19 protein-coding genes and 1 pseudogene are annotated in these 20,813 nt (G+C 54.7%); 8 read left to right on the forward strand and 12 right to left on the reverse strand.

The window, feature by feature from the left end:
- Nucleotides 1–179 precede the first annotated feature (179 nt).
- The 9 genes from J5276_RS24570 to J5276_RS24610 all read right to left on the reverse strand — a co-directional run bounded on the left by J5276_RS24570 (nucleotide 180) and on the right by J5276_RS24610 (nucleotide 8,952).
- The gene (locus tag J5276_RS24570; protein ID WP_209160288.1) at nucleotides 180–653 is read right to left on the reverse strand and encodes a nuclear transport factor 2 family protein; all 474 of its coding nucleotides are present in this window, start codon (nucleotides 651–653) and stop codon (nucleotides 180–182) included.
- Between the two features lie 164 nt (nucleotides 654–817).
- Nucleotides 818–1,915, reverse strand: a complete 1,098-nt coding sequence (locus J5276_RS24575) for an alkene reductase (RefSeq protein WP_209160290.1) — start codon at nucleotides 1,913–1,915, stop codon at nucleotides 818–820.
- 161 nt (nucleotides 1,916–2,076) lie between these two features.
- Nucleotides 2,077–2,814, reverse strand: a complete 738-nt coding sequence (locus J5276_RS24580) for a glucose 1-dehydrogenase (RefSeq protein ID WP_209160292.1) — start codon at nucleotides 2,812–2,814, stop codon at nucleotides 2,077–2,079.
- Nucleotides 2,815–2,885: 71 nt separating this feature from the next.
- Nucleotides 2,886–3,677: an SDR family NAD(P)-dependent oxidoreductase gene (locus J5276_RS24585; RefSeq protein ID WP_209160294.1), complete on the reverse strand. Its 792-nt coding sequence runs from the start codon at nucleotides 3,675–3,677 to the stop codon at nucleotides 2,886–2,888.
- 43 nt (nucleotides 3,678–3,720) lie between these two features.
- A complete protein-coding gene (locus J5276_RS24590; protein ID WP_209160295.1) occupies nucleotides 3,721–4,725 on the reverse strand; it encodes an ABC transporter permease in 1,005 nt (334 codons plus the stop codon).
- Between the two features lie 5 nt (nucleotides 4,726–4,730).
- Nucleotides 4,731–5,705, reverse strand: coding sequence for an ABC transporter permease (locus J5276_RS24595; RefSeq protein WP_209160297.1), 975 nt, complete (start codon nucleotides 5,703–5,705; stop codon nucleotides 4,731–4,733).
- A complete protein-coding gene (locus J5276_RS24600; RefSeq protein ID WP_255610395.1) occupies nucleotides 5,702–7,108 on the reverse strand; it encodes a sugar ABC transporter ATP-binding protein in 1,407 nt (468 codons plus the stop codon). The genes J5276_RS24595 and J5276_RS24600 overlap by 4 nt, the downstream gene beginning before the upstream one ends.
- A 193-nt stretch (nucleotides 7,109–7,301) precedes the next feature.
- The gene (locus J5276_RS24605; RefSeq protein WP_209160302.1) at nucleotides 7,302–8,396 is read right to left on the reverse strand and encodes a sugar ABC transporter substrate-binding protein; all 1,095 of its coding nucleotides are present in this window, start codon (nucleotides 8,394–8,396) and stop codon (nucleotides 7,302–7,304) included.
- Nucleotides 8,397–8,445: 49 nt separating this feature from the next.
- Nucleotides 8,446–8,952, reverse strand: a complete 507-nt coding sequence (locus tag J5276_RS24610; protein ID WP_209160303.1) for a nuclear transport factor 2 family protein — start codon at nucleotides 8,950–8,952, stop codon at nucleotides 8,446–8,448.
- 411 nt (nucleotides 8,953–9,363) lie between these two features.
- On the opposite strand from J5276_RS24610, the gene J5276_RS24615 reads away from it, so the two are divergent.
- Together J5276_RS24615 and J5276_RS24620 are read left to right on the forward strand one after the other, a co-directional pair.
- A complete protein-coding gene (locus J5276_RS24615) occupies nucleotides 9,364–9,762 on the forward strand; it encodes a carboxymuconolactone decarboxylase family protein (RefSeq protein WP_209160305.1) in 399 nt (132 codons plus the stop codon).
- A gap of 502 nt (nucleotides 9,763–10,264) precedes the next feature.
- On the forward strand, nucleotides 10,265–10,969 hold the full coding sequence (locus tag J5276_RS24620) for a transporter substrate-binding domain-containing protein (RefSeq protein WP_209160307.1): 705 nt from the start codon (nucleotides 10,265–10,267) through the stop codon (nucleotides 10,967–10,969).
- A gap of 274 nt (nucleotides 10,970–11,243) precedes the next feature.
- On the opposite strand, the gene J5276_RS24625 is transcribed toward J5276_RS24620, so the two are convergent.
- Nucleotides 11,244–11,849, reverse strand: coding sequence for an EthD domain-containing protein (locus tag J5276_RS24625; protein ID WP_219256751.1), 606 nt, complete (start codon nucleotides 11,847–11,849; stop codon nucleotides 11,244–11,246).
- Between the two features lie 1,097 nt (nucleotides 11,850–12,946).
- Here J5276_RS24625 and J5276_RS24630 point away from each other — a divergent pair.
- The 4 genes from J5276_RS24630 to J5276_RS24645 are packed head-to-tail and all read left to right on the forward strand — an operon-like array spanning nucleotide 12,947 to nucleotide 17,603.
- A complete protein-coding gene (locus J5276_RS24630) occupies nucleotides 12,947–14,137 on the forward strand; it encodes an ABC transporter substrate-binding protein (RefSeq protein WP_209160311.1) in 1,191 nt (396 codons plus the stop codon).
- Between the two features lie 31 nt (nucleotides 14,138–14,168).
- Nucleotides 14,169–15,092 carry a branched-chain amino acid ABC transporter permease gene (locus J5276_RS24635; RefSeq protein WP_209160313.1) on the forward strand — a complete coding sequence of 308 codons (924 nt, stop codon included), beginning with the start codon at nucleotides 14,169–14,171 and terminating at the stop codon, nucleotides 15,090–15,092.
- 4 nt (nucleotides 15,093–15,096) lie between these two features.
- Entirely contained in the window at nucleotides 15,097–16,869 is a 1,773-nt protein-coding gene (locus J5276_RS24640; RefSeq protein ID WP_209160315.1) for an ATP-binding cassette domain-containing protein, read from the forward strand.
- Between the two features lie 11 nt (nucleotides 16,870–16,880).
- Nucleotides 16,881–17,603: an ABC transporter ATP-binding protein gene (locus J5276_RS24645; protein ID WP_209160317.1), complete on the forward strand. Its 723-nt coding sequence runs from the start codon at nucleotides 16,881–16,883 to the stop codon at nucleotides 17,601–17,603.
- On the opposite strand, the gene J5276_RS24650 is transcribed toward J5276_RS24645, so the two are convergent.
- On the reverse strand, nucleotides 17,600–18,046 hold the full coding sequence (locus J5276_RS24650) for a MarR family winged helix-turn-helix transcriptional regulator (RefSeq protein WP_209160319.1): 447 nt from the start codon (nucleotides 18,044–18,046) through the stop codon (nucleotides 17,600–17,602). The genes J5276_RS24645 and J5276_RS24650 overlap by 4 nt on opposite strands.
- A 57-nt stretch (nucleotides 18,047–18,103) precedes the next feature.
- Here J5276_RS24650 and hmgA point away from each other — a divergent pair, with 57 nt between their 5' ends.
- Complete coding sequence (gene hmgA, locus J5276_RS24655) at nucleotides 18,104–19,459, forward strand: homogentisate 1,2-dioxygenase (RefSeq protein ID WP_209160321.1); 1,356 nt, start codon at nucleotides 18,104–18,106, stop codon at nucleotides 19,457–19,459.
- 290 nt (nucleotides 19,460–19,749) lie between these two features.
- On the opposite strand, the gene J5276_RS24660 is transcribed toward hmgA, so the two are convergent.
- Nucleotides 19,750–19,962 carry a hypothetical protein gene (locus tag J5276_RS24660; RefSeq protein ID WP_209160323.1) on the reverse strand — a complete coding sequence of 71 codons (213 nt, stop codon included), beginning with the start codon at nucleotides 19,960–19,962 and terminating at the stop codon, nucleotides 19,750–19,752.
- On the opposite strand from J5276_RS24660, the pseudogene J5276_RS30515 reads away from it, so the two are divergent.
- Nucleotides 19,919–20,682, forward strand: a pseudogene (locus tag J5276_RS30515) (IS110 family transposase); the annotation flags it as partial. The gene J5276_RS24660 and the pseudogene J5276_RS30515 sit on opposite strands and share 44 nt — an antisense overlap.
- Between the last annotated feature and the right edge of the window lie 131 nt (nucleotides 20,683–20,813).

Raw genomic sequence — 20,813 nt, forward strand, 5'->3', positions numbered from 1 at the left:
CTCTGTCAGCACACAAGCATATCTCGCTCAAACGTATCTTTCGAAGATGACTGGAGAGTACGCATCACCGCAAATGAAAGCCTGTAGGTCGAACCCGGTGAAAGGTCTCAGATGAGTCAGAACGCGAAAGACTTCTAAGCCGCGCAGCTCTTTGCTGCGCAGCTATGAGGGATGACGGACTAGCGGCTGAGTGGCCCCAAGTCTTCGTGCTGCCAAACGACATCAAGTTTCGTGTGATAAATTTTCCATTTCCCGTTTTCTCGCCTGTATTTGTCAGCGTACAAGCCGAGAAGGAGGACTGGGTGTCCAGCCTCTCGCCCGGTAACCCAATCTAGGAGGTAGCAGAAACCCTCGGCCTCAACTGTCGACGTGATCGAAACTGAATGATTAGTCACGGCGTGCATGAACGGATAGTTGCGGGCCTTGCGGTAGTCGAACGTTTCGTAAGCCTCTCCGAGCCCCATTTTAATCGCCTCGATGCCTTCCATCTTACCTACAGTGACAGCGACAACAGCGTCATCCGTAAATACATCATGGAAACCCTCAACTTTTCCGCTGTCCAGCACATGGCTGTAGCGGGTTCGAAGTGATCTGATTTCCTCGATATCAATGAGCCTCTGTAGCTGCTCGGCGATATTGGGTTGTTCCGACATTTCGTAGTCCTTTCATTGAATGAAGCAGGGAATAGCGTGGCCAGAGACCACTTGCTTTATTAGGCGTGCGTCACCAGCGTGCGCGGCAGAGAGCGTCTTTGCTTTTGAAGTAGCAGCATGCCGCGTCAGGGAACCTTCGGTTTCCCAACGCAGCTCCACCACAGTTAGGCTGCCGGTGGGTAATCCGTGTATCCTTCCAAGCCCGGCGTATACCACGAAGCCTCATTGCTACTGACGATCGGAAGGCCTTCCCGTACGCGACGAACTAGGTCCGGGTTACCAACATAGGGGCGACCAAAAGCGACCAGGTCTACATCGCCTCTTTGCAGAGCCTTTTCAGCTGACTCAGGCGTGAACCCAGCGGCACCGATGAGCGGCCCTTTGTAGATGCGACGGGCAGTCTCGATGACCTCTGCATCACGCGAGCTTGCTTCAAGTTCAATATTGCCACTGACGACCGGACGGATAACGTGGACGTAGCCAATCCCTAGCTTTTGAGCCACCGCAAGCATGCCCTCGTATTTTGCATTCGGATTCTCATCGTCAATGTCGTTGAAGGTGCTGTAAGGCGAGAGCCGTACGCCAACGTAGTCCTTACCGTAAACGCTGATCATTGCCTTGAGAACTTCCTCCATAAATCGAAGGCGCTTCTCAAGCGTACCACCCCAAGCGTCGTTACGCTGATTGCTGTTTGTCGAGGCAAATTGATCGACGAGATAGCCGTTTGCGCCATGGAGTTCGACACCATCGAAACCTGCTGCCTTCGCATTCACGCAAGCAGAACGATAGGATTCGATTACGCCAAGAATATCTGCCTCTGTCATCTCGCGCGGCATCGGGTTCTCAACGAGCCCCTTGGCGGTGTCCGTATAGATGAGCGGCTTCGGTTGCACAGCGGATGGCCCCATGGGGAAGCAGCCGGGCGGCTGGTTGTCCGGATGGGCGATCCGACCGCAGTGCCAGAGCTGGATAACAGCCTTCGCGCCACCATTGTGGATGTTATCAACGACTTCTTTCCACTTGGCGGTCTGCTTCTCAGTCCAGATGCCAGGTGTGCGGGGATAGCCAGTCGCGTCCGGACTTACTTGAGTGGCTTCGCAGATCACGAGACCTGCGGTGTTGCGCTGCCCATAATATTCTGGGGCGCGATCATTCGGGCTCCAGTCAGCCTCTGCACGATTGCGAGTTAGAGGTGGCATCACGATGTGATTGGATAGTTCCCACTTCCCGAACTTTGCGGGCGAAAGTAGCTTCTCGTACATTTTATCCTCCAAGTTGCTCGCCTTGTTTTTGTGAGGCGACTCCAGTTGCATGAGACGACAAAACGACCGTGCGTTTCGTTACTCTCATCAATTCGACCATCCGTTCGTCGTTCGGAGACGAAAGCAGTTGGCTTGCTTCGACCCAGGCCGCAGCCAAGAAGTCAGAAAAGAGCGGGCAGGCCCGCTGTTTCGCCACCGTCAGCGACAAATTCCGCACCGGTGCTGAAAGAGCTTGCGTCGCTGGCAAGGAACAGAGCCAACTTGCTGATTTCACTGGGGCGGCCGCAACGGTTCATGGGTACGTGCTTGTACTCTTGGTAGAGCCCGTCGATCATCGGCGTCTGGATGTTGCCGGGATGAATCGAATTTACGCGAATGTTGAATTTCGCGAGGTCAAGGGCGGCCGCCTTGGTGAGCCCTCGCACGCCGAATTTGGATGTAACGTAAGCCGGGACCGTGCCAAAGGCTTTTAGGCCTGCAGTCGAGGAAATGTTGATAATCGAACCACCGCCCGATGCTTTCATAGCCGGTACAACAGCGCGGATTCCCTTGAATGGGCCGCTGAGATTGATCGAAGTTACAAGCTCCCATTCCTCGTCGGAGCATTCTTCGACCGAGGTGAAGCGGAGAATTCCTGCGTTGTTGATCAACACATCAACGCGGCCGAAGCGTTCGGTCGCGGCCTCTACCGCGACTTTCCATTCGTGGGTGCTGCGGACATCCAAATGAATGGCAAGTGCATTACTATCGCCTATTTCTCTCGCAAGCTGTCGAACTTTGTCGTCAAGGACGTCAGCCAACACAACCTTGGCACCTGCAGATGCAAAGGCAACAGCTTCGTCTGCACCCATCCCTTGGCCAGCGCCACTGATCAAAACCACCTTCCCATTCACGTCCACGAATATCTCCTCCGTCCTTGCTTGTGCGTGCTTCTGTCTTCCTCAGGAAAGAAGCCCGCAGGCCCTTAGTCTCACTTTATGGTCCACCCCCCGTCGGCTACGTAGACCGCCCCATGGACGAAGCTCGCTTCTTCGCTTGCGAGGAAAAGAATTACGTTTGCGAGTTCGTCAGGTTGCGCGTGGCGACCAGCCGGTGCAGCGCGGAGCGCCTGAACAACCGGCAGGTCTTCATTACTAAGGATATTGGCAGTCATCCCTGTCTCAACGGCTCCGGGCGCTACGGCATTGACCCGGATACCTTGATGAGCAAAGTCGTATGCGAGCTGTCGTGTAAAGCCCACGACGCCGTGCTTGGCCGTCGTATAGGCAATACCGCCTCCGCCAGCGATGAAGGCGGATATAGAGGCGACGTTGACAATCGCGCCGCCCCCCGCTCCAATCATCGACGGGAGAAGGGCCCTCGATACCAACCACATTCCTTTGAGATTGACGCCTATGACCCGGTCCCAAAGCGCCACATCAGTTTTCAGAGCATCAGCGTAATCGTCTAGGATCGCCGCGTTGTTCGATAGAACGCGCACCGGACCCAGCGCTGCGATCGTTGCCGATGTTGCAGCTGCTATGCTTTCGGAATTGGACACGTCGACGACGAAACCCTGGGCGTCTCCGCCGAACCCGCGAATTTCGGACACCGTCTGTTCGACACGCTCTTTGATAACGTCCCAAACAGCTACCCTCGCGCCTTCTTTGGCAAAACGGTGGGCCGTTGCCCGGCCGATACCCGAGCCCGCTCCAGTGACGACGGCGGTACGTCCTGTCAGTTTCCCTGATGAGGCGACCTGATCCTGACCCTTTTCGGTCATTGTTTACTCCTGAATTCTAAGTTTAAATTTGAACGAGTTGCGATCAGGCCTCAGCTGAACCAGCCGGCGAAATGCGTGAATTCCGACGGATCTTCAGGCGGTGCAGGCCGGTTGCGATAGGGGTCTTCCCGTTTGTCAAATCGACTGTCAGGAACGCAAGCAGGACAATCCCTGTAGCAAGATTCGCGGTCCAGTTGGGGGTGCCGAGCATCTGGAGGCCACTCAAGAGGATTTGAAGCGTCAGAACACCAAGGAAGACGCCCAACATGTTTCCACGTCCGCCGTAGACGCTTACGCCGCCAATCAATGCCGCCGCTACGGCAGAGAGCAGTAGTGTCTCATGACTGCCAGGCGTTGCACTGCCTCCGCGCAGAGCTGCCAAGGCACCGGCCAACGCTGCGAGAGAAGCCGAGCACGCAAAGGCAATTGCGAGGGGCCTCGTCTGCGGGACACCAGCGGCTTGCGACTCTTTGCGAGCACCACCAATGGCGTAGATTTCTCGCCCGTAACGGGTGTAACGCAGGAACAACCCAACCGCTATCAAGACAGCAATCATCAGAATGCTGAATGGTGAAAAGATGAGAATCCGCTCTCGCAACATCGATGCGAGCTTGAGGTTCGTCATTGCGAGCGTCAGTGTTTTCTCATTTGAAACGATGTACGCAACGCCCCGCATGCCGATGAAGGTTCCGAGTGTAAATACGAGTGAAGAGATCTGCAGCCGGGCAATGGCGAAGCCTTGAGCAATTCCGTAGATCAATGCGGGTATCACCGCGCAAACTACGGCTGTAACGATGCCATGATTTGACATCATGATTGCGATGAGACCCGCACATGCTGCAATTGAGCCGATAGAGAGGTCGAACTCGCCAGCTAACATCGTCACGCCTAGTCCCGCTGCTACGATACCAAGGATCGCAGACGCCTCTAACAGTGAGTAGACATTACCAGCAGACGCGAAGTTCGGAGACGCGACCGAGAAGGCGGCAAAGAGGGCGCATATCAACACGATACGCTTAAAGCTGGGCATTGCAAAAAACTTGCTCATTGCGACTATCCCTTCCTGCGGCTAGCGATGTGAAAGCCAACGACGATCAAGAGGATAAACGCCCCGGTGACGCCCATTCGAACCCCGGACGGCAAGGCGAGGAGCAACATGTAATTCTGCAGTGTCGCAATGAAGATCGCTCCGATGGCGGTTTGAAGCGGCGATCCGCGTCCGCCCTGAATAGCTGTACCTGCGATCAGCACGGCAGCAACAACGTCGAAGTCGACTGAACTGAAGCCCATTACGCGTGCCTTGCTGAATTGGGCCGCCTCGAATATCCCCATGACCGCTGCCGCGACCGTCGCGATAATAAAGACCGAGATCGTCACACGCGGGACCGAGATACCCGACGAATGCGCCGTCGCCTGGTTGGCACCCAGAAGGATTGTTTCCCGCCCGAACCTGGTCTTGCTGACGACGAACCAAGCAACCGCTACGGAAAGGAGGAATGCCACGGTCTGCGTTGGGATTCCTACAATGCGGCCGTTGCCAATCCATTCGACCGCCGCGCTCTCAATCGGTATGTTTTTGCCACCTGTAATCAGGCCTGCGAGACCGGCCATTAGGGCCCCGGCCCCAAGGGTCGTGATGATAGGGTTGGCGCCCATGGAGATAACACCGCCTTGTAGAAAGCCCAAAAGTACAGCAATGGTCAGGGTGGTAACCAGCGCGACCGGGAAGGGAATGCCGTACGACATCATCACGGCTAGGCAGACGCCCGAAAACATCGCCGACTGGCCCAGAGCCAGCGAGAAAAAACGACCTGACAGGGTTATGAACGTAGCCCCCATGGCTACCATTCCGGACATCGCAGCCGCACGTAGAATGACAAGGCCATTTTGGGGGCTAAGGAAAGCGGGGTTATAGAAACCGCCAGCGGCTATCAGCGCAACAAATGCTGCACCGAGCCCGGCATAGCGAAACAATCGGCGGAGGTTGCTCTCGCCGGTGATGCCTATTTCACTGATCGAGGTGTTCACTGCGCCAACTCCTCCAAAGGATGCGTGATGTCGCGGATTAGTTCTTGGCTGTTCGTCTGCGAGGCAGAGACTGTTCGGACTTGTTGACCCCGATACATCGGGATGACTGTGTCCGCGAGACCTTGCACCTCGTCGATGTCGGACGACGCAAAGACGATGGCCATGCCTCCATCTGCAAGCTTACGTAGATGACGATAGATCTCGGCTCTGGCCCCGACGTCGACACCTCGGGTTGGCTCTGAAACCAGAAGAACCCGCGGTTGAATGCCTAGCCACTTGCCTAAAGCGATCTTTTGCTGGTTGCCGCCGCTGAGCGCACCGACCTTGTATTCCGCACGTTTGACATCAACCGCCATATGACGGCAGATCGCATTGGCCATGTTGCGCACGCGACCGCGGCTAAACAGGCCGCCTGGCGAAACTTTCCGCATCGAGCACGAGGCCAGATTGGTAGAAACCGGAAGCTCCGCGAAGATGCCATCAAGCTTTCGGTCGCTTGAACAGTAACCAATGCCTTCGCTTATCGCCTTGGCAAGACCGTGAGCAGGGGGAAGCGTTATTTCGCCAACGCTGATCTTGCCGGTCTCGACGACGTCTGCCCCAACTATCGCTCTAAGCAGTGCTTCCGATCCTGAGCCGACCTGACCAGCGATCCCAACGATCTCGCCAGCTCGAACCTTCAACGACTGTGGCTTCTTAAGGGAGGTCGATGTGACGCCCTCCATTTTCAGAAGTGTTTCACCAAATCCAGCGGATCGGGGCGGAAACATCTCCTCAAGTGGTCGGCCGACGATCCCTTCAATGACCTTTTCAAGGGTCGTGTCAGATACATTCACTGGCGGGAAGCTTTGGCCGCTTCGAAGTGTGATAATCCGATCGGCGATCTCGAAAACTTCACCCAGACGATGAGTAACGTAGATGATGCTGCGGCCTGACTTGGCGAGCCGAAGGACCATTTGCTTTATCCGCTCGATATCAGAGTCATTGAGAGCGGCTGTCGGCTCATCGAGGATGAGGATACGGGCATCTGTTGCGAGAAGCCTTGCGATTTCGATAAGCTGTCGTTCCGCGACCGAAAGCCTTTCGACGGGGATCGACGGGTCCAGATAGTCGAGACCCACCGCTTCAAGATAGCTTCTGGCACGCTCGGCAAGACGTGCTTTCGTCCATAGGCCGCCGACCTTTACACCCCCAAGGAAGATGTTCTCGGCTGCACTCAGTGGACCGATGACGCTAAGCTCCTGCTCTGCAACTGCGATGCCAGCTGCGTGCGAGAGTTTAGCACTCCCGATTGGAAAGCTCTTCCCGTCAATCTTTATCGAACCGGCATCCGGCGTATGCAAGCCGCCGAGCACTTTGACAAGGGTGCTTTTGCCGGCGCCATTCTCGCCAAGAAGGGCCATGACCTCCCCACGACGAAGCTGGAAGTCGACGCCGTTCAGTGCCTTCACAGCACCAAACGATTTGGCAATACCTGTCAGTTCGAGAACGAGATGGTCCTCGGCTACATTGTTCGCAACCATAGTCTTTTCCTGGATTGTGTAGGTGAAGCACCCGCACTGAAACGGTTGCTCCACCCCATACTTTGTCAGTCAACTAGTTGTAGTTGCAGAGTTCCTGAGCCGTCTTGCCCCAGATCTTGGTCTCGGCGTAAGACTTCTCCGAGCCGTCCAGCATGGTGTTCGGCATGTAGTTCCACTTGTGTGGCGGTGCATCTATCGACAACGGGGTATCCGGCGAAAGGTTCTGTTCGCCGTCTGTCACCTTGCCCGTGTTGAGGTACGCTACGAGGGCATACATGGCAGCCGCGCCCTCGATGTACGGGGATTGAACGGATGTCCCGACAAGCTCACCTTTCTTCACTGCCGCGTTCGTAGTGGAGTTCATGCAAGTCCCGCCGACGAACAGCACGTCTTTACCAGGTTGAATGCCGCTTTCCTTAGCCGCTCGCACAGCACCATAAGCAAGAGCATCGTTTACACCGTAGACCCAGTTGAACTTGCCTTTATTTGCGGGAATGATTTGAGAGCCGATACTGTAGCCCTCGTTTTCGAGGTAGCCACCCGAGTGCACATCAGCAAGCACTTCTGAACTAGATGGGAACGCCTTCTTCATCTCGTCCTTAAAACCAGCTACTCGTTGCTGGGCGGCCGTGTGGCCTGCGACGGTGTTGACGATCAAGCCGTTGCCAAGTTCAACGCCAGCCTTCTTTGCACCTGCGATCAAAAGCTGGGCGGCGTTCTGGCCGCTCAGGTAGTCGTTAACGCCACCATAGGCGACAAAGAGATCAGCTTGCTCGGGGGCCGGAACTTGGTTGAGGATTACCACAGGAATGCCCGCGTCTTTCAGGGCCATCTCCGAAGCTACAGCGGCCGCACCCGATACCGGGTTTAGCACAACGCCGATTGGCTTGTCGCCCGTCGAGAGCATTTGTTGGATAGCGGAGTCTTGCTGCTCCTGAGACGAGGCTTCGACGTAGGTGAACGTCCAGCCCTGCTTTTTCGCGATATCTTGAACCGCAACGGCGTTCTGGCCGAAATAAGGGTTCTCCCTAGACTGACCGAACATGACAATAGCGCCTGATTTAGGCAGTTCGGCATGTGCTGTTCCCGTGACCGTCAGCACCCCCAACATCGAAGTTGTTAAAAATCCTAGCTGCAATGCGATTGAGCGTTTCCGATTTCTTTCCATAAGTCTTTCTCCTCCCGACTTAACGGTAAACGGGGCCTCCACCCCGGAATTATCTGGTCTCCCAAGCCACGCAAATTCGAGTCAGCGTGAGCGCCGCGATCCTCCATTCGCCGTCCACGAGACGATACTTTTCGTCGTAGTGACCATAGCCATGCATCACCTCCGGCCCGTAATCCAGGCGATCATAGAGTGTCCATCGGCCACTCGCCGTTTCGACAGTATCGATTTGGATTTGCGGGTCGTGGCCTTGATGGACGGCAATGATACCGCCAACGGCGCCTTCGATAACTTCGGCAGTTGCTTTTCCGCCAATAACAACCCAATCGGCTGGATTGATACTCTCATCGGTTACACCATGGTGGCCGACGTGATATTGGCACTCTCCACTGAAATCGACCTTCGCGTCCTCGGTAAAAATCCGTGCAATTGCCTGCCAGTCCTTTGTGTCCACGGCAGAGAAATAACGTGATTTCAACTGACGGATATCTTCGATCGCCACCAGGCGAGCAAGTGTATCCACCCCCGCGCTGGAAGGCGGGATAGCGGTCGTATTCATGCTGCATCTCCTCCAAGTGCCAGCTTTTAGCCGCCCGTTGGCATAGGTTGGCGACTGACAAGTCGATACTACAATCGCAAATCTATTAGTCAATAGCGAATTCTTATCATCTTTGCGAATTCAAATCTTCTTGTCTCAAGCAGCCATGGGTGAACTTGGTGCGCGAATAACCATACGCAGATGATACCCGAGGCCGTACGGTTGTGCAGCAATGGGCGCGCTTCACAATAACATCCTCGGGACGCTAACGCAGGGCGACTTAGCAGCGGCACTTTATTGGCACATGTATTCTCTTTCCCGGACCGGCTCCACGACTGCGCGCAGATTGCGCCATCTATTCATTGTTTGCTAATATCAAATAAATTGTATTATTGCGATCTTTGTCGAACAGGGCGCGAGAAAGATAAACTGATGACTGACAAAAATTTCGAGTTGGGTCTGAAAATGCGCCGAGAGGTTGTGGGGGAGGCCAGAGTGCAGAAGTCCCTTATGGAGGCCGACGAGTTCAGTAAACCTCTCCAGGAACTAATGACATCCTTTGCCTGGGGCCAAGTTTGGGGAAGAGACGAGCATCTTGATCGCCGGTCGCGATCATTGCTAACCATTGGAATATTGATCGCGCTGAATCGGCAGGCTGAGTTGATGGTCCACATTCGCGGCGGCATCAGTAACGGCCTGACGGAGGTAGAGATTCGGGAGGCGATTACTCATTCGGCGGTCTATTGCGGATTTCCCGCCGCACTGGAAGCGATACGTTCCGCACAAAGTGTACTTTCTGGGTTGACGCCGAAGGAGGGGGATAGAGCCTAGTGCTCGAACAATCGACCTGAGGACTTGCCGGGTGCCAGGTGGTTCACATTATGGAACTGGCACGCCAACAAAATTTGACGCGTTGCAGGCGCTAGAGGATTGGCTGGTGCAAGGCCGCGAGCCAGGTAAAATGACTGCCGTTGAATTGAACCCGAAAAACATTCGAGGTGGGTGATAGCCGCCCGCTATGTGAATACCACAACACCCACATTACGTTGCTTCTGGTGATAGCGCCAAGGCTGAGAACTTTGAGTGCCGGGCAATGTAAACGGCTGTGAGGTTTGCTCGGAGGACATGCGGTCGCGTACGCCGCCTGTCCTTGTCCGTTTGCCGCCTAGCACCACGACTTAACAATGAAATGACAAATCGGTGATTTGACGTCCACGAAGATAGCATGAAGGTTCCTGTAATTTCAGCACCAACAGGAAAACTCCCATGAAGGTCAAATCTCTGCTTTCGTTCGCTTTTTTTTGCTGTAGCCACCACGGCTGTGGCTGAGAATATGGTACTCGCGCCCACCGGGACCTTGCGGGCCGTTTATCTTGATGGCAACCCGGTGCAGGCGGTGAAATATCCGTCCACTGGCGAGGTCAAGGGGGTCGCAGCTGACATAGCGCGGGCGATGGGCGAGGCGGCGGATGTTCCTGTGAACCTACAAGGATTACAGGGCATTCCCGATGTGATCGACGCAGTGGCCAGCGGCGAGGCCGACATCAGCTTTCTGGCGCCAGATCCCACGAGGGAGGGAAAGGTTCGCTTGTCCGAGATTTACCTTCGAAACCCACAGAGCTTAGTCGTCAGTCCGTCATCGAAAATCGCGTCGATCGATGATCTAAAGAAGCCTGGGATAAAAATCGGCGTAACCAAAGGTGACTCCATAGCCAATTATCTGGAGTGGAATTATTCGAATGTCACCTTGATTGCCATAAACGGTGCATCCGCTAAAGAGGCAGCCGAGCTTTTGCGGGAGGGCGAAGTCGACGGCTTTGCGGCAAATATTGTTCGGCTTAAACGGATTGGCGAGGAGGACAAAAGCTTAGGGGTCATTCCGGGAAGCATCACGGGAGTGCCTCAGGCTATCGTCGTCCCGAGCGACAACGACCGGCGTCTCCAGTACGTGAATGACTTCATCACATCGGAACGGAAATCAGGTAACTTGCAAAGTTGGATTGCGGCAGCAGACAACGGAACTGTAGTCGCGCCATAGCTCGCGTCTTGTGACGCCTGCCTTGCTATCGCCGGCAGGTTATTTTTGTCGACGTTACCGCGACATACAAGGCCTCCAATCGCGGCTGCGATTAGAGCCTTGGCGGCAATCGCGATGGTTTCTGTTGTCACTGATCATTCTCGCAATCGGGCTCTGGTGACGATCAACTGGTTGTCAAAAAAGTCGTTTAACCCCGGGAGAGTCCATCAAGCTTTCCAACAGGCGGCGCAGACAACTGGACTGCCTGCTGCCATTTCAGTTCCCCTAACCCCCGTCAACGAACCACGAGCGGGTCACAGAGATAGGCCGAGGCCTGCCGGGAAACTTCGGTGATGACATGGTAAAGATCGCTGTTAGTTTCGAACGCAGCGCGTGCTTGCTCCGCACTGTTAAACCAAAGCACCAATATATTGTGCGGAGCTACAGGTTCAGACCATAGCCGGGGCCTCGAATGGCTGCTCGTAACGGTGTTGATGGAAATCTGGGTGGCGGATGCCTCGCTAGCTGCGCTTGCAAGTGCGGCTCGGGCAGCTTCCGCGGCGTCCCTGTCTCGAAGCGTAATCGGCACCATTACTTTTGAGCCGAAGTGGTCATGTGGATCTGAAGTCTCTACGATATTTAGCGACCAGCCTCTCAGGAATTGCAGCTCGTCCTCCGGTATTTTAATGGCTCCGATCTCGGACGCCTGCGCGGACATCATCGCATCCTCATCCGTGAAAAATAGCTCAACGATTCCGTCAGCGGTGAACCCGCGATTTTGGGGATAAGTCATGAGAACCTCGATGGCCCGATTCTGCGTGTATTTGCACACGCCTGGCAGGGACAAAGCGAGCTGGGCATGGTCTCCCGCCCAATGATTCCTGAAGGCATCAAGGCTCAAATTATCCTTCTTCGCTAACAGGGTCATTCTCTTTAACATAGCGATCCTTTACCTCCTCTCGGTACCCATAGTGGACTTGATAGCAGCTAGTTTGGACCAGTCCAAGAAATTCATCATTAGCGAAAAGATTTGTTGAAAATTTCAGACAACCAACAGTTCATGACAAAATGGCCCGAACGCAGAACATAAGATACATGCACCAGCGTAAAAGCGGACTCACGCTGTCTGCAGTGGACTGAATGTACCCAGATCAAATCGCCCGGTTGGCGGAGTTTTCCCTTGGGAAACAAAATATATGGCAGGCGGCGTAATGCCAAGGCGAGCCGTCTACTCGACAGTCCCGGTGGCCACCAGCGCATTTACGACGACCTCAATTACAATGTGTATTGCTGCGCGGCGAGGGGCATGCGGGACTGTTATGGATGAATTTGGGGGCGAATGGGTTGATCCTCAGCAATGAGGAAGAGGGCAACACGGGGCGCTGTGGAAAAAGGACACGAAACTGAGGTAGCTAAACCAGTCACTCCTTCACTAGGAGCTCGCACCTGCAGATAGACGACGAATTCACGTCGGCCTCGTGGGGTGGTCACGGCTTCGCAATGCCGGGAATGACAATAGCCATTCTTTATCGGGCGGATGCGACGTCTGGTTTTTGGGGGCGAGCGAACCGGGTTCTGAGTTTGGCCCTGCTCTCGACTGACCAAGCCACCAAACTATCCACTTCTCAGATTGGCTCACTCCTGCAAGAAATCGTCAAAGTCGAATCTATTTGTTAAAACGAAAGCAATAGCAATGATTTTTCTTGCATTTTGCCCTCCCAAGAAACCCCCAATAATCGATAAAACCTCACTAAAAGGGATTTTTGGCATATTGACGCTATTCGTCTATTGTAAATCAATTTGCTGTAGACTATTGTATATCTGCGCCTTTCGACGAGGGAACGAGATCAAGGCAATAGCCTGGAGGAACGGGCGATGGAGGACAAAACCGCCGTTTGGGAGGTCAGGCGTCGGATGGCAAACCGCTATTTGTCCTTCAATCGCCACTGGCGTCGGTCGTCAACTATCGAAGACGTCTGATTTGAAGTGGAGGAGAACATGTCAGTTAAGAAGTCCGCATTGAAAGTCGCGCTCTTGGCGAGCGTGCTTGGCGTTGCATACTCAGCCGAAGCAGAAGATATCAAATTGGGGTTCAACGGGGACCTCTCTGCATCGCCGTCCGCTCAGAGTGGGCGGGCGGGTGTCCTGGGAATCCAAGCCGCGATCGACGACATCAATGCAGCAGGTGGGCTACTGGGCCAAAAGCTTCAGCTCGTCGTTCGCGATGATCTGTCGCAGCCTCCAAAGTCGATCCAGAACATGAGTGACCTTATCGATAACGAAAAGGTAACCGCAACATTTGGCACGACGAATTCTGGCAACGCTCTCGCCTGGAAGCATATTCCGAACCAGCGCAAGAACCCGAATATGGAGTGCATCGGCTCTGGAAGTGACATCACCAAGTCCACGGGCGCGGACAACTACATTTACCGCGTTTCGATGGTCGACCGTTCGCAAGTGGCTGGGCTGATCGCCTACGTTAAGAACCGTTCGCAAACCAACAAGGTGGGCTTTATGGTGGAGACGACCGGATACGGGCAGGGGGCACTAAAGGACCTCCAATCCTTTGCTTCTAAGAAAGGCATCGAGCCTGCCGCCGTCGAGAAATTCGGCGTGAATGACACCGACATGACCTCTCAGCTTGAAAAGCTAAGGTCGGCAGGCGTCGATACCGTCATTATCTGGGCTCAGGGCACGCCCATCGCCCAAGTCATTCGAAGCATGCAGAAGATCGACTATTGGCCCGTCACTCTAGCATCTTGGGCCGCCGATAACGCCAGCTTCTATGATACCGCAGGAAAGGAATTGGCTGAAAAGCCGATTTTTATTCGCACCATCACTGAGGAACGTACTCCCGCCCAGCAGAAGCTGTACGATCGATTGTCGCCAAAGCTGGCATCTAAGAGCTCATTCAGCTTTTCCGCCCATTGCTACGACGCCACCTTGTTGCTTGCGGCAGCCATTAGACAAGCAAACAGCGCTGACGGTGCGAAAATTCATGATGCCTTGGACAATCTCCAAGCCCCGGTAGAAGGCGTCATGAAGACGTATAACAAGCCGTTCAGCGTTGACCAGCGCGAAGCTCTGACCGCTGCGGATTACCGGTGGACCCAGTGGCGAGACGGGAAACTAGTTTCCTTCACCGACGACACCATCAAGGCGCTCAAGCCCGCGGACTTCGCCGAGTAGCCACTCCACTATAAGCAGCTTAGGGGCCGACATGCTGGCGACATACATCCAAACCCTGGTCAGTGGCTTGGCGATCGGGGGGGTTTACGCCCTCATCGCCCTGAGCTTTAGCATTACGTTCACGACCACGAAGACCATGAACTTTGCACAGGGAGAGTTCTTGTCTTTTGGCGCGTTTATTGGGGTTGCCTCCCTGATATTCTTCTCCGGGCTGCACGGTAATTTGACGGCAATCCCTGGAGATGCCGTTCTCAGCTGGCGATACCCCGTTGCAGCTACCGCCGCCACGGTGGCAGCGGGGGTGGTCGGGATCTTGATTTTCTTGATCGCTGTACGGCCTTTCGCGGGCAAGCGAGGAATGAACTGGGTAATGAGTACTATCGGCTTCGGTGTCATTCTTCAGAGTATAGGGCTCACGGTCTGGGGGCCAGCTCCGGTTATGGTCCCTTCACCACTCGGCGATGACATCATTCGCATTGCAGGGGCGGGGGTCCGTCCACAAGAGCTACTCGTGCTTGCGTCAGCCATTGTGATCATGGTCGCTCTCGACATCGTCATGCGCAAAACGAAGATCGGCAAGGCTATGATGGCGGTCGCTCATTCACCGCAGACCGCAAGCCTCATGGGTATCAACGTAAACGCCATCATGATTGGAGCATTTGCTCTTTCCAGTGGCTTGGCAGGACTCGCTGGCGTTCTGATCGCTCCTATTGCCTCTGCATCTCTGTTCATGGGGTTGGGCTTTGCGCTCAAGGCTTTTTCGGGAGCGATCATTGGAGGATTAACTAACCCACGCGGCTGCATCTATGGCGGCTTCATCCTCGGTGTTTTGGAATCGACAGTGGGCCTTTGGGAAGCACAATGGCGAGAGATCGTGGTCTTCGGTCTGATCATTCTCGTCCTTGCGGTTCGCCCGCAGGGTCTGTTCGGCCAAGCTGCAATTGATAAGGTCTGATCCAATGCGTCATCTGATCGGAGCCATCTGCCTTGCAGCGCTTGTCGCGGTGGGCGTTATATTCGTCCAGAACGAGTTCTATTTGCGCACGCTGTTTATGATTTGCGTCTACTTTCTTTGCGCATCCGGGATGAACGTTCTCCTGGGGTTCGCTGGGCAAAAATCACTCGGCCAGGCGGGATTGTTCGCCGCCGGGGCGTATGCCGTCGCCCTGCTGACCACTGTTTGGGGCTTCGGTCCTTGGACTGCTTTGCTACTGTCTTGCTTAGTATCCGCATTCTTCGGCCTTCTGATCGCCTTGCCATCGCTTCGCGTCAAGGGCCCTAGCCTTGCCATGGTGACGCTCGCTTTCGGCATCGTGATTGAGAAACTTGTCTCTGATGGCGGCGATATATTCGGCGGCGCCATGGGCATTTATGCGATCCAACCCCTGACCATAGGCGATGTACCATTCACCGCCCAGCAGTGGGTATGGTTTGGAATCTTGCTTTGCCTGGTCACGCATCTTCTGTTGCGGAATTTGCTTGTAGGTAGATTTGGAAGAGCGTTCCTGTCGCTACAGTCTGACGAGATCGCCTCAGGCGCGGTCGGAGTCCCGGTCTACCGATACAAGGTGCTAGCCTTCGTCATCGCGGCGATTACCTGCGGATTAGCGGGAGCGCTTGTTGCACAGCAAAACCAGTACATCAATTCTGACTTCATCAACTTCAACCTGTCCGTCTTCATTCTCCTGCTTGTTCTCTTCGGAGGCAGTGGCTCGCTCTACGGACCACTCCTAGGCTCCGTTAGTCTGGTTATCATCGGCGCGGTTCTCGCTCGTTGGACCTGGGTCGAGCATTTTGTGAATGGTGCACTTCTTCTGTTTGCGCTGTTCGTGATGCCGAAGGGACTGGCTGGTGTCTTGGAGATGATCCTTCCGGGCCGGGGAAAGTCAGACCCATCCAATCGGCCGTGGGCATCAACCGCAGGAAAGCTATCTTTTACAGCCGGAGGAACCGATACAGGCAATCCGCTTATGGCGGCTGAATCCCTTAACAAAGCGTTCGGTGGCATCGTCCCTGCCAAGGACATTTCCGTGAAGCTTACCAAAGCTCATATTCATGCGCTAATTGGCCCAAATGGAGCGGGAAAGAGCACATTCATCAACATGCTGACGGGTGTGATCCGTGCCGACCGGGGCGCGATCACACTAGGTGGCAAGGAGATCACACGGAAGAAGGTCCACGAGATCTGTCAGCTCGGTGTGGCGAGAACCTTTCAGAACCTACGTCTCTTCCAAGACTTATCGGTGCGAGAGAATGTCCTGCTTGGCCAGCATTCTCGTATGAAGAATGGCGTCCTTTCTTCTCTCTTCGGGCTCCCGAAGGCATGGAACGAAGAAGCAAAGGCTCGCGCCAAGGTCGCAGAGGTTTTGGCATTCACAGGCCTCACTAACGTCGCGGACCTTCCCGCAGGTAGTCTCGCCTATGGAATTCAGCGGCGAGTCGAGCTTGCCAGAGCCCTTGCCTCTGAACCGCAACTGCTTCTGCTTGACGAACCAGCGGCTGGTCTCAACCCCCAAGAGACGGCCGAACTAGGAGAGCTTCTGGTACGAATTCGCGAGCAGGGCATCACAATCCTTCTCATCGAACATCACATGGACCTGGTGATGGCGATTTCTGACCACGTCGTCGTGCTCGACTACGGCCAGAAGATCGCGGAAGGGGCGCCGACCATCGTTCAAACTGACCCCCGCGTGATGGAAGCATATTTAGGCGCAGCCGTGGACGCGGCCTGAGGAGCAGCAAAATGTTGGAACTGCAAAACGTTCACCTCAATTATGGTCCGATCTCGGCAGTTCGAGACGCCTCCATAAAGGTTAGGAGCGGTGAGGTCGTCGCCATCGTCGGCGGCAACGGTGCGGGCAAAAGCACTCTGCTCAAGGGGATTGCAGGGCTCATTCCTATGCAGTCTGGCAAGATAGTCTTCGACAGCGAAGATATCACGCGAGTGCCACCGCACCATCGAGTTGCGCGGGGGCTTGCACTATCGCCTGAGGGGCGACAGGTATTTCCTGACCAATCCGTCTATGACAATCTCAGTCTTGGAGCTTATTTCCGAGGTCTATCGAAGAATGCGCTTGATGCAGAAATCGAGGAGCAGTTTGCTCTATTTCCTCGCCTGCGTGAACGTCGCAATCAGCTATCGGTGACCCTCTCTGGCGGCGAGCAGCAAATGCTGGCGATTGCACGGGCTTTGATGAGCAAGCCCAAGCTATTGCTTCTGGATGAACCCTCTCTGGGACTAGCACCTAAGATCATTCAGGAAATTTTCGCGATTATCGTTTCTCTGCGGAAATCGGGAATCACCATCCTTCTTGTCGAGCAGATGGCAAATATGGCTCTAGCGATTGCGGACCACGCCTATGTCCTGGAGACGGGGAGGGTTACCATGACCGGCACAGGCCAGCAGTTGCTTCACGATCCCAAGGTGCGTGCGGCGTACCTTGGCGTGGCTCACAACGCGGCTTAGCTATCTCCCGCTGATAGGCTAAACGAGCCTTCCAATCGGCTCAGTACTAGGAGGAGTTGCTCGGCATCTTTTCCAAGTGCGTCAAGGAGTCTTTGTTCGAATGCAACAGCGCGGGGGATGATACTGTCGTAGTATCGCCTTCCCGCGACGGTCAGGCTCAAGATTTCTTCCCGCCGATCATGCTCGTTGCCCTCCCGGCGTAACCAGCGGCGATCTTCTAGAGCATGGACCGCGCGGCTAACCTTGGTTTTGTGCATCGCCGAGTGAGCGCCGATCTCTCGCGCACTCATATGTTCAAACTGACCCAAGGTCGCGAGAACGCGCCATTCGGGTATAGTTAGGTCGTAGTCTGGTCCATAAACAGTGCGGAATTCCTTCGAAACAAGCGAAGCAATCCTATTGAGACGATAAGGCAGAAAGTTTTCGAGATTCAGTTTGGTCATTGTTGATGGTTACAAAATAGACCGTTACGTTTGCAACTGTTTTTTGGAGGACCGACGATGAATATACAAAATCCCGCAACCATGTCCGCAGGCGTACAGGCTGCATCTGCTATCCAACCTGGCTACATGTCTGGCTTCGGCAATGGCTTCGAAACGGAGGCGCTCCCTGGTGCACTCCCAATTGGTCGTAACTCGCCGCAGAAGTGTTCATATGGACTATATGCCGAACAACTGAGTGGTTCGCCATTTACCGCCCCACGGACAACAAATGAACGATCGTGGCTATATCGTATCCGCCCGACTGTTGCGAACTGGGGCAAATTTGAGAAAGCGGATATTGGTTTCTGGCGGACTGCGCCTGTCCACGAGGTCGACTCTCCCATAGCTCCAATGCGCTGGGACCCGATCCCGCTTCCGGAGGAGAAGCTAAGTTTCATTGAAGGTATCCGGACGATAACCACTGCTGGTGACGCGGGAAGCCAGGCCGGAATGGGCGCACACGTCTATTTGGCAACACGTTCAATGGAAGATGAGTACTTCTACAATGCCGATGGCGAGATGCTTATCGTCCCTGAACTGGGCAATCTGCGCCTCTGCACCGAATTCGGGGTAATTGATATCGAGCCCGGTGAGATCGCGATCATCCCCCGAGGGGTGAAATTCCGTGCCGAGTTGGTCGATGGTCCGGCGCGTGGATACTTCTGCGAGAACTATGGCGGTGCTTTCAGTTTGCCAGAACGTGGTCCGATTGGCGCCAACTGCCTAGCCAATCCTCGCGACTTCTTGACGCCAGTTGCCGCCTATGAAGATCGGGACGTAGCTTCAAAGCTTTATGTGAAGTGGTCAGGCAATTTGTGGGTTACCGATATCGAGCATTCGCCACTCGACGTAGTCGCGTGGCATGGTAACTACGCGCCGTACAAGTACGATCTCAGGAAATACTCGCCCGTTGGACCGATCCTGTACGATCATGCAGATCCGTCAATATTCACAGTTCTAACATCGCCTTCGGAAACCCCTGGAACGGCAAACATCGACTTCGTAATCTTCCCGGAGCGTTGGCTTGTAGCGGAAAACACATTCCGACCACCATGGTACCACATGAATGTGATGAGTGAATTCATGGGCCTCATTTACGGCGTTTACGATGCCAAGACAGGTGGCGGCTTCGTACCCGGTGGTATTTCACTGCACAACACGATGCTGCCGCACGGCCCCGATATGGATGCTTTCGAAAAGGCTAGCAACGCCGAGCTGAAGCCGCATAAGCTAGAAGGGACGCTCGCGTTCATGTTCGAGACGCGATTCCCGCAAAAGGTGACCGCATTCGCAGCAGAAACGCCGTCATTCCAAAAAGACTATGGAAGCTACGGAGCTCGATTGACAAAACACTTCAGTCCAGATCAACCTTGATCGGTTGATATCGGCCCCATACTCGCTCCAAAGAGAACTGGATGGGGCTTTTTTATACTCAAGAAGAAGATGCCCATATCGTGCTTTTCCGAGCCTTTGGCTACGACGGGATGTACAGCCAGAGGAAGCCCCGGTCGTAAATCGTTCGAAGGACGCCAGGTTTTAGCAGGTAGTCATGCTTCTAGGGGCTTGCCGTTCCGATGACTGTCAGCCCGCGTTGGTGCGTCAACTGGGTGGCAGCTGGGCGACCCCGCCGGCGACGTTCGCAACCAGAAACGTATCACCCTGTTTCACACCGCCTGATCCAGGATGCGCGATGCCGTTTCGGCGATCACGGTGAGACCGCCCGCATCCTCGAACGACTTGTCATTCGGCTTTTTAGCCCATTTCGTCGGAACCGCGCGTTGGGCCACCGTGTTTCTACCAATGCCAACGACCGCGTCTCCGACTACCGCACCGAAGACGCCGTCACCGACCTCGTCGACCACCCCAAAAGCCGCCATCCGCCCCTCGATGAGGTTCGTCGTACTAAAAACCGAGAAGCAGCAAGCCACCGCCATGATCTTTCGGACGCGCGATCTATTCGTGCGTCAACGAACGCAACTGATAAACGCCTTGCGAGCTCACCTTGCGGAACAGGGGTTCATTGCGCCGCAGGGCATTGCAAGCCCGGACGCGTTGAGGGGGATCGTAGAAGACGATAGCGGTCTTGAGCTCCTGGTCGTTGAAACTGCGCGGATTTATTTGGAGCAGATTGATCTGCTGACCTCCCGTATCTCCAGCTTGGAGAAGGTTCTCAAAGCTAAAGCCCAGCAAACGATTAACACCGCGCGACAGATGTCAATGCCCGGCGCGGGCCAATCACGGCCATGGCGATAGAGGCGTTTGCTCCAATTATGACGACGTTTCATAAGGGACGTGATTTTGCAGCTTGGCTCGGGCTTGTACCTAAACAACATTCGAGCGGAGGAAAGCAGGTGCTCGGCCGGACGTCAAAGATGGGACAGCGCGATATTCGGCGGCTTTTGATTATCGGTGCAACGACGGTGATCCGATGGGCATGCCGAAAGCCCCCCTCCGAAAACTCATGGCTCGGGCGTATGTTGATGCGCAAGCCGCGTATGCTCGTTGCTATTGCGCTTGCTAATAAGATGGCTCGATCCGTCTGGGCGACGATGACGAAGAATGAGAATTACAAAGATAACAGTCTCGCAAACGCGTAAGCAAAGCTGACGATATAGTGAGATCGGATCGTCGGCGTGTGAGGAGATAAGCGAACGGTAAGGACAAGAGATTCGAAAGAGGGGGGGAATGCCGCCGGCTCAGTGAGCCTCGAGCTCGTAGAACTGATTTG

The sequence above is a fragment of the Agrobacterium sp. S7/73 genome (genome assembly GCF_019355535.1).
In the GTDB taxonomy this organism is placed as follows: domain Bacteria; phylum Pseudomonadota; class Alphaproteobacteria; order Rhizobiales; family Rhizobiaceae; genus Agrobacterium; species Agrobacterium tumefaciens.

Bases quoted from the DNA above. Each gene is read 5' to 3' on its own strand.
- J5276_RS24570 (WP_209160288.1), bottom strand. From the start codon at position 653: ATGTCGGAACAACCCAATATCGCCGAGCAGCTACAGAGGCTCATTGAT.
- J5276_RS24575 (WP_209160290.1), bottom strand. From the start codon at position 1,915: ATGTACGAGAAGCTACTTTCGCCCGCAAAGTTCGGGAAGTGGGAACTA.
- J5276_RS24585 (WP_209160294.1), bottom strand. From the start codon at position 3,677: ATGACCGAAAAGGGTCAGGATCAGGTCGCCTCATCAGGGAAACTGACA.
- J5276_RS24590 (WP_209160295.1), bottom strand. From the start codon at position 4,725: ATGAGCAAGTTTTTTGCAATGCCCAGCTTTAAGCGTATCGTGTTGATA.
- J5276_RS24600 (WP_255610395.1), bottom strand. From the start codon at position 7,108: ATGGCCCTTCTTGGCGAGAATGGCGCCGGCAAAAGCACCCTTGTCAAA.
- J5276_RS24605 (WP_209160302.1), bottom strand. From the start codon at position 8,396: ATGGAAAGAAATCGGAAACGCTCAATCGCATTGCAGCTAGGATTTTTA.
- J5276_RS24610 (WP_209160303.1), bottom strand. From the start codon at position 8,952: ATGAATACGACCGCTATCCCGCCTTCCAGCGCGGGGGTGGATACACTT.
- J5276_RS24615 (WP_209160305.1), top strand. From the start codon at position 9,364: ATGACTGACAAAAATTTCGAGTTGGGTCTGAAAATGCGCCGAGAGGTT.
- J5276_RS24620 (WP_209160307.1), top strand. From the start codon at position 10,265: ATGGTACTCGCGCCCACCGGGACCTTGCGGGCCGTTTATCTTGATGGC.
- J5276_RS24630 (WP_209160311.1), top strand. From the start codon at position 12,947: ATGTCAGTTAAGAAGTCCGCATTGAAAGTCGCGCTCTTGGCGAGCGTG.
- J5276_RS24635 (WP_209160313.1), top strand. From the start codon at position 14,169: ATGCTGGCGACATACATCCAAACCCTGGTCAGTGGCTTGGCGATCGGG.
- J5276_RS24640 (WP_209160315.1), top strand. From the start codon at position 15,097: ATGCGTCATCTGATCGGAGCCATCTGCCTTGCAGCGCTTGTCGCGGTG.
- J5276_RS24645 (WP_209160317.1), top strand. From the start codon at position 16,881: ATGTTGGAACTGCAAAACGTTCACCTCAATTATGGTCCGATCTCGGCA.
- J5276_RS24650 (WP_209160319.1), bottom strand. From the start codon at position 18,046: ATGACCAAACTGAATCTCGAAAACTTTCTGCCTTATCGTCTCAATAGG.
- hmgA (WP_209160321.1), top strand. From the start codon at position 18,104: ATGAATATACAAAATCCCGCAACCATGTCCGCAGGCGTACAGGCTGCA.
- J5276_RS24660 (WP_209160323.1), bottom strand. From the start codon at position 19,962: ATGGCGGCTTTTGGGGTGGTCGACGAGGTCGGTGACGGCGTCTTCGGT.